Here is a 7,718-nt window from a genome sequence, read left to right on the forward strand (position 1 = left end):
ATGATATATCATAATATTTATGATTCCTGGTCCTGGACCGGTGGGCACGTTGATGGGGAGACAGACTTTTTAAAAGTAGCCATTAAAGAGGTTAAAGAAGAAACAGGTATTCTTGTAAAACCGATTACCTCTATGCCATTATCTATAGATGTTCTATCTGTTATAGGACATTTTAAAAAAGGAGAATACGTAGCTCCACACTTACATTTGTCTATAGCATATGGAGCAATAGGAGATGAAAAACAAGAGCTAGTCATAAAAAAAGATGAAAATAGTGCTGTCAAATGGATTCCTATAGAACAGGTGAATAAATATAGCACTGAAAGTCATATGAAAGATATTTATAGTAAATTAATAAATCGAATACGCCAATACAAGAAAGTGATAACCGTGCTTTAGCCATCAGCTGTCGTCCACCAGTGCTAAGGTCAAATATCTCTACTTACTTAAAATTGAACAAAGGTTATTACTATAAAAACTTTATTCAATTAATATAATAATGACAAAATACAAGGAGGGTTTTATTATGGAGAAGAAAATATTTACAGAGATTCCATTTGTAATCGATTTAGAGGTATTAAACGAGAAAATGAAGCTAAGAAATAATAAGAGAATGTTAGAGACGTTAGAAGAGCTGATTGAACAAGCTGAAGCGGTGGCAAGACCTAAAGCAATTTACATAGAAGCTTCTATAGAAGAGCTCAAAGAAGATTACATTATTATTGGTGGGACTCAGTTTAACAGCAAAAATCTTGCTGAAAATGTAAAGGGAGTAGATATCGTATTTCCTTACATAATTACCAGTGGTGTTGAAGTAGAAGCGCTTACAAAAGAAATAGACGATCTTCTAGATCAATTTCTATTTGATGGCATTAAAACAGAAATTTTACTATGTGCAACAGACTTTATATCACAAGAAATTAAAAATAGGTACAGATATGAAGAAATAGTATATGAAATTCCTGGCTCCTTGGAAGGTTGGGATATGCTAGAACAGAAAAAATTGTTTGCTTTATTTGGAGATGTAGAAGGAGACATTGGCGTAAAACTTTCAGACAGCAATATTATGTACCCGGGAAAAAGCGTATCGGGAATATATTTTAGTAATATAAAATGATAAATACAAGGTATGAATTTTGATAAATTATTTTAGCAATCAAAATCAGATTTTGGTTGGATAGGAAAAAATAAAAAGCGAAAAGTGAAGAATGGAAAGTGGAAGAAAACCTAACGCGCTTTTAGGGAATTCATGCTTTTGCTTACCATCTTATCACCTTAAAGTTTACTATCTGAAAAAGCGCCCAAGGGCGCTTTTTATGTAAAACACAAGACTAAACTTAAAACTTTGAAGGAAAGCTAAAAGATTATTCTTGTGTGTAAACAAGATTAAGGTGTAATACTATTGATTATTTGATTTTTCTTCATAAGAACGTACCATTCTCTTTACCATTTCTCCCCCAACAGATCCTGCTTCTTTAGAAGTTAAGTCTCCATTGTAGCCTTGCTTTAAGTTGATATTAAGGTCTCTAGCACATTCTTCTTTAAATTGATTTAAACCAGCTTTTTGTTTTCTTCTGCTCATTTTTGTTCACCTCCTTTGATATTAATAGTTTTAGGAAATTTACTATTATTAGTCATGTAAATATTTGTTATGATTCCATTAAATAGGAGTATACTGATGGATATTATTGAATTTACAATAAATGGAATACAATGATGAAATTAGTAAAATTTAAATATATATTATTTTCCATGGTTATTTTAATGTTCTTCACTAAAAATAATAAAAAGAAAATAAGGGAGAACATAACTATGGATAAAAACAAACAATACTATTTTAAAAATAAATTATTACAAGAAAAAAACCAGATTCTAAAACTTGTAGAAGATATGAAGAAAAATCAAATTACAGATATGTACGAGGAAATGGCAGATGAATTATCTACTTTTGATAATCATCCAGGTGATATTGCTAGTATACGCAGTGATCTTGAGAGAGGTGCTTATCAAAAAGAAAATGAATATAGAATGTTGAGAAAAATAGAAGATGCTCTTCATTCTATTGAAGAAGGAAAATATGGTCGCTGTGCAAACTGTGGTCAATCTATTTCTGAAGAAAGGTTAGAAGTCATTCCATACGCGAGGACATGTGTGAGATGCATGGAGAAAGCAGATTGAGTATCAATCTGCCTCTTCTTGTGGGTAGGCAAAGAGTTGACGTTTTACAGGTTGGGTGGATACGCTTTTCGTGCAAGTAACAAATTACTATTACACGCTTGCTATAACAGCTACCAGTAGTGACTAAATTTCTCCTTTCAACGAATAACAATCGTTTTTTTACTTCTAGCTTTTACATAGAGCTTAAAACTTAGAACGGATGTGCTTTTTAGTAGAAAAGTTAAAGTAAATAATATATACTGTTATTCGAATTAAATTTGAAAGGGGAATAAGATGTTACATCAATTTTCAAGAACAGAGCTACTAATTGGTCAAGATAATTTGGATAAGTTGAAGGATAGCAAGGTTGCAGTTTTTGGCATAGGAGGAGTTGGATCTTTTGTAGTTGAAGGTTTAGTGCGAGCTGGTGTAGGTAAACTTGTCCTAATAGATGATGATAAAATTTGCTTGACAAATTTAAATAGACAATTACATGCTACAAGAAAGACTATAGGAAGGTCTAAAGTAGAAGTAATGAAAGAAAGAGTATTGGAAATCAATCCTAAGGCAGAAGTAACCACATTTCAAGAGTTTTATATGCCAGGTAGAGGCGATGACTTAATAAGTGAAGATTACGACTACATTGTAGACGCTATTGATACGGTCACTGGAAAGATTGATTTAGTTGTCAATGCAAAGTCAAAAAATATTCCTATTATCAGCTCCATGGGAGCAGGCAATAAATTGGATCCTACTAGATTTGAGGTTGCAGATATTTATAAGACATCTATTTGCCCTTTAGCAAAAGTTATGCGAAAGGAATTAAAAAAAAGAAATATTGATTCTTTAAAAGTAGTTTACTCAAAAGAAGTTCCAATAAAGACAATAGAAAGTGAAGATTCTAGTTGTGCTACAGGCTGTGTTTGTCCACCAGGTACAACGAGAAAGTGTACTTATAAAAAACAAATACCAGGAAGCATCTCCTTTGTGCCATCGGTGGTAGGTTTAATTATCGCAGGCGAAGTGGTTAAGGATTTGATTGGATAAGGCGTTAGGTAGTCAACAAAGAGCTTGAAGTTCAGATCAAAACGTCTATTTGGCTGGACGAAAGAACCTTAATAGATAAAAAGAAGAAAAACACAGAAAGCGCTAAATGCGCTTTTTTGTTTGCCAAAAAGTGCTACTTTCGAATTAGCTGCTTTATATGCAATTAAATTTTGACGGTTAAGACTCGGCTCTAACACTGGTAACGGACTGCTAATAGCTAAATTAGTGGTGATATACGAAAAAATGGGTATCTTATTTATAGAGAGGATTCATAACAAAATATAGGAATACGATGAGGAGTTGATAAAATGAGCGAACTAATTAATAACAGGGAATATAGACAAAAGGTATTAAAGGAGCTTATAACAGAATTACATCATGGAAAAACAGTAGAAGAAGTAAAAGGTAGATTTGAAAAATTAATTGAAGGTATTTCAGTTTCTGAAATTGCAGAAATGGAACAAAGTTTGATTATGGAAGGAATGCCTGTAGAACAAATTCAAAACCTATGTGATGTTCATGCTGCAGTATTTAAAGGGTCAATTGAGGAGATTTATAGACCTGAGGAGGAAAATTACGAAAATCATCCTTTAGAAGTATTTGATAAGGAAAACAGCGCAATTGAAGCCTTTATCGATGAAACGATAAAAGAAATTTTAAGTAGATATGAGAAAGAAGAAGATTCACAATCTAGTGGGATGTTAAAAGCATCTTTTCAAAAGCTTTTTGAAATTGAGAAGCATTACTCTAGAAAGGAAAATTTACTATTTCCATATTTAGAAAAGTACAATATCACAGCTCCACCTAAGGTTATGTGGGGAGTGGATGACGAAATACGAGATGCTTTAAAAGAGATTATTAATGATATCGATAAGGGAGAACAAAAGAGAAAGGTTATAGAAAACGCAAATACCTTACTAAATAGAATTACAGAAATGATTTTTAAAGAAGAAAATATTTTGTTTCCAATGGCACAAGATACGTTAACTGAAGATGAATGGAGCGTTATATCTAATGATAGCGATGAGATTGGCTATACTTTTATTGAGCCTCAAGGTCTTTATTATCCAGAATATGATGAAAATATAAAGGAGCCAGAAGATGTAGCTGCCTTACAAGATGCCATTCCATTTGACGCGGGCTATCTTACAGCAAAAGAGGTAAATGCAATTTTTAATACTCTTCCTATAGATGCTACATTTGTAGACAAAGATGGACATGTTAAGTATTTTACCCAGGGGAAAGAGAGAATCTTTGCAAGACCAAAGTCTGTATTAGGAAGAGATGTATCAAACTGTCATCCACCATCAAGCCTTCATATTGTAGAAAAAATAGTAGAAGATTTACAATCTGGTAAAAAGGATCATGAAGACTTCTGGATTAAAAAAGGCAATCAGTTTGTATACATTAGATATTTTGCAGTAAGAGATGCACAAGGGGAATATTTAGGAATAGTAGAAGTCAGTCAAAACATCAAGCCAATACAGGAATTAAAGGGTGAAAAGAGATTAATAGATTAGGAGAAATCAAAAGACTGACAGCGAAACGTTGAACGAGGTTTGCTAAAATAGTAGAGAAAGAGAAAAGGTTGGGCGGGAAAACCTCAATAACGGAATGCTAAAAACGGAAAGGAAAACCGTCTCGTCCTTAGGCGAGTCTTGTTTTCCTGACTATTTGACTACTTTGCCACTTGATACTCGGCAATTGTTCTGGCCCAACTGTCTACCTCTAGTACCGTATCAAAATGAGGATTATCTATTGTCTTGTGTTCATTCATTACTTTTTCTACTATTTGTGGAATTTCAATAAAGTGTATTTTTCTATTTAAAAAGGCTTCTACGGCTACTTCGTTTGCAGCATTGAGAACAGTAGGCATACTACCACCAATTTTAATGGATTCATAAGAAAGCCCTAAACATTTAAAAACATTTATATCAGGTTTTTCAAATGTTAAGGTACCTATTTGTGCCAAGTCAAGAGATTCAATACTATTCTCTATCCGATTCGGATAGAACAATGCTAATTGAATAGGCACTTTCATATCGGGATATCCCATTTGTGCAATGGTGCTGTGATCCTTAAACTCTACTAGGGAGTGGACGATGCTTTGTGGATGCACAACAACTTCTATTTGTTCTTTATTTAGATTAAAGAGCCATTTCGCCTCTATTACTTCAAATCCTTTATTCATTAATGTAGCGGAATCTATAGTGATTTTCCTTCCCATAGACCAATTTGGATGTTTTAGAGCTCTCTCTAGAGTAACATCCTTTAGATTCTCTAAACTATAGCCTCTAAATGGTCCACCAGAAGCAGTAAGTATGATCTTATGCAAATCCTTTTTATCATTGCCCATAAGGCATTGAAAGATTGCACTATGTTCACTGTCAACAGGATAAATTTTTATACCCTTTTCTTTGGCTTTAGCCATAACAAGATGTCCTCCAGCAACTAGAGTTTCTTTATTGGCTAGTGCTATATCTTTGCCTTTTTCAATAGCTCTTAGAGTTGGTTCTAAACCGATCATCCCAGAAACAGCAGTTAAAATAATATTTGCTTCTGATAAAGAAGCTACTGCACATAAACCTTCTATTCCTGAGAGGACCTCTATTTTATTACCTATTTTTTTTCGTAGCTCTGCTGCCTTTTCTTCATTCATTACAGCTACCACATTTGGTTTAAAAATATGGATTTGCTGCTCTAGGAGGTCAATGTTTCTATTAGACGATAATCCTACTATTTTAATCTTATCAGGATTTTCCTTTGCAATCTCAAGTGTCTGAGTTCCAATGGAACCTGTAGAACCTAAAATGCTTACGTATTTCATATAAAACTCCTTATCCTTTAAATTTATTTTTGGCATCTAATGTTTTGATACACGTTGATGTTCTTAAAATAATTGAAATTCTATGGTTTTTATATATTATACCTCTTTTTCTATCTTATGTATTTAATTTAAAGCTTTTTGTATAAATTTTATTTATTTGGTTTACAATCCTAATAATGCATTAATTATTCCCATTAACATGAAAGATACTGTAATTTTAAATTACCATTTTTCAATGGACTAGTATATGCAATACAGTACAAATAAGCCATTTATATTACATTAGATAAATAATGTATAAATCACTAAAATGTAGTTGTATTATTAGGAAAATGTGGTAAACTAAATGGTGTAAAAAATATGTAACATTTAATAACAGCTTGTAAATGAGATGTAAATGTTTTGGAGGTTTAATAAAATATGGAAATTAGTCTGAAAAAGACTATGATTGCAGCTTCAGCAGGAGTGATTTTTGCTACGGGAATATTTTTTTATCGTGCGGATATCGGATACGAAGTCACTTTCAATGGTCAAGACTTAGGGTGTGTACAAGAACGAGAGACTATTACTACTGCTGTAGAAATTGTGAATCAAGATTTAAAAGAAAAATACGGAGAAAATATTGTATTGGAGCAAGATGTTGACTTTAGTATGAAAATTATAAATCGAGACAATATCCTAAAGGACGTAGATGAGAGTATCGACGCAGTTGTGAGCACATATGGAGTACCTATGGTCGAAGGGGCTGTAATAGTCATTGATGGAGAAGAAGTAGCAAGTCTTTATAGCAAAGAAGAAGCTCAAAAGGTTATAGATAATGTTTTAGAGCCCTACACAAAAGAAAGTAAGAAATCAAAAATTGTTGGAGAGCCTGTCATAAAAGAAAAAGTAGAAATAGTAAACAAACAAATTCTATATAAGGAATTAACTGAAGTAGAAAAAGCAATAGATACTATAAATCAAGGCACTGACAAATTAAAACAATATACTGTAAAAGATGGGGACACTACTTGGGACATAGCTGTAAACCGTGGAATAGATGTAGAAAAGCTGGCTGAAGCAAATCCAGATAAAAATATAGAGAAACTACATGGCGGTGACACCATTAATTTAACAGTTGTAGAACCTTACTTAACTATTGAAGTAGTGAGGGAAGAATCAGTAGTTGACAAGATACCTTTTGAAACGGAATATAGGGACGATTCTTCTATATACCAAGGAAGGCAAAAGGTTATTATAGAAGGAAGGCAAGGCCTCAAAGAAACTATTTCAAAGGTTCTTTATGTAAATGGTAAGGAAAGCTCAAGAGAAGTTCTAAATCAGGCAGTGCTAAAGGAGCCTACTACTGAAACGATAGCTAAGGGCACAAAAGCTTTGCCTATAGGTGCTGGGAAGGGGGCCTTTACACTTCCCACTTCTGGTAGAGTAACTGCTCTCAATAAGGCAGGAAGTCATTCGGGTGATAAAGCTGTTGATATTGCCAATAATATGGGAACACCAATTAAGGCAGCTGCTGATGGAATAGTGGTTACTGCAAGCCCGGATGGAGGAACTCTTGGAAAATATATTAAGATTAATCATGGCAGTGGATACTCTACTCTTTATGGACATTTAAGCGGAATACATGTAGAAGTAGGGCAAAAGGTTCGTTTAGGAGAGGAGATTGCAGCAATGGGAAGTACTGGTA

8 protein-coding genes are annotated in these 7,718 nt (G+C 33.4%); 6 read left to right on the forward strand and 2 right to left on the reverse strand.

The window, feature by feature from the left end:
- Both Q7P22_RS02675 and Q7P22_RS02680 read left to right on the forward strand, forming a co-directional pair.
- On the forward strand, positions 1–399 hold a 399-nt coding region (locus tag Q7P22_RS02675; protein WP_303860306.1), incomplete at its 5' end, for an NUDIX hydrolase.
- 127 nt (positions 400–526) lie between these two features.
- Entirely contained in the window at positions 527–1,117 is a 591-nt protein-coding gene (locus Q7P22_RS02680) for a vitamin B12 dependent-methionine synthase activation domain-containing protein (protein WP_303860308.1), read from the forward strand.
- A gap of 282 nt (positions 1,118–1,399) precedes the next feature.
- Here Q7P22_RS02680 and Q7P22_RS02685 read toward each other — a convergent pair whose 3' ends face one another.
- Entirely contained in the window at positions 1,400–1,582 is a 183-nt protein-coding gene (locus Q7P22_RS02685) for an alpha/beta-type small acid-soluble spore protein (protein ID WP_113920602.1), read from the reverse strand.
- Between the two features lie 230 nt (positions 1,583–1,812).
- Between Q7P22_RS02685 and Q7P22_RS02690 the strand changes: the two genes are divergently transcribed.
- The 3 genes from Q7P22_RS02690 (at position 1,813) to Q7P22_RS02700 (ending at position 4,724) form a co-directional block, all read left to right on the forward strand.
- Positions 1,813–2,178, forward strand: coding sequence for a TraR/DksA C4-type zinc finger protein (locus Q7P22_RS02690; protein ID WP_303860314.1), 366 nt, complete (start codon positions 1,813–1,815; stop codon positions 2,176–2,178).
- Positions 2,179–2,451: 273 nt separating this feature from the next.
- Positions 2,452–3,204 (forward strand): tRNA threonylcarbamoyladenosine dehydratase, encoded by a 753-nt coding sequence (locus Q7P22_RS02695; protein WP_303860317.1) that lies wholly within the window; start codon positions 2,452–2,454, stop codon positions 3,202–3,204.
- 308 nt (positions 3,205–3,512) lie between these two features.
- The gene (locus Q7P22_RS02700; RefSeq protein WP_303860320.1) at positions 3,513–4,724 is read left to right on the forward strand and encodes a DUF438 domain-containing protein; all 1,212 of its coding nucleotides are present in this window, start codon (positions 3,513–3,515) and stop codon (positions 4,722–4,724) included.
- A gap of 158 nt (positions 4,725–4,882) precedes the next feature.
- Here Q7P22_RS02700 and Q7P22_RS02705 read toward each other — a convergent pair whose 3' ends face one another.
- Complete coding sequence (locus Q7P22_RS02705) at positions 4,883–6,031, reverse strand: 1-deoxy-D-xylulose-5-phosphate reductoisomerase (RefSeq protein WP_303860322.1); 1,149 nt, start codon at positions 6,029–6,031, stop codon at positions 4,883–4,885.
- Positions 6,032–6,451: 420 nt separating this feature from the next.
- On the opposite strand from Q7P22_RS02705, the gene Q7P22_RS02710 reads away from it, so the two are divergent.
- Positions 6,452–7,718: peptidoglycan DD-metalloendopeptidase family protein (locus Q7P22_RS02710; protein ID WP_303860326.1), on the forward strand; the 1,267-nt coding region annotated here is incomplete at its 3' end.

Origin of the sequence: Alkalibaculum bacchi (assembly GCF_937875145.1) — a bacterium.
GTDB classification, from domain to species: Bacteria; Bacillota; Clostridia; order Eubacteriales; family Alkalibacteraceae; genus Alkalibaculum; species Alkalibaculum bacchi_A.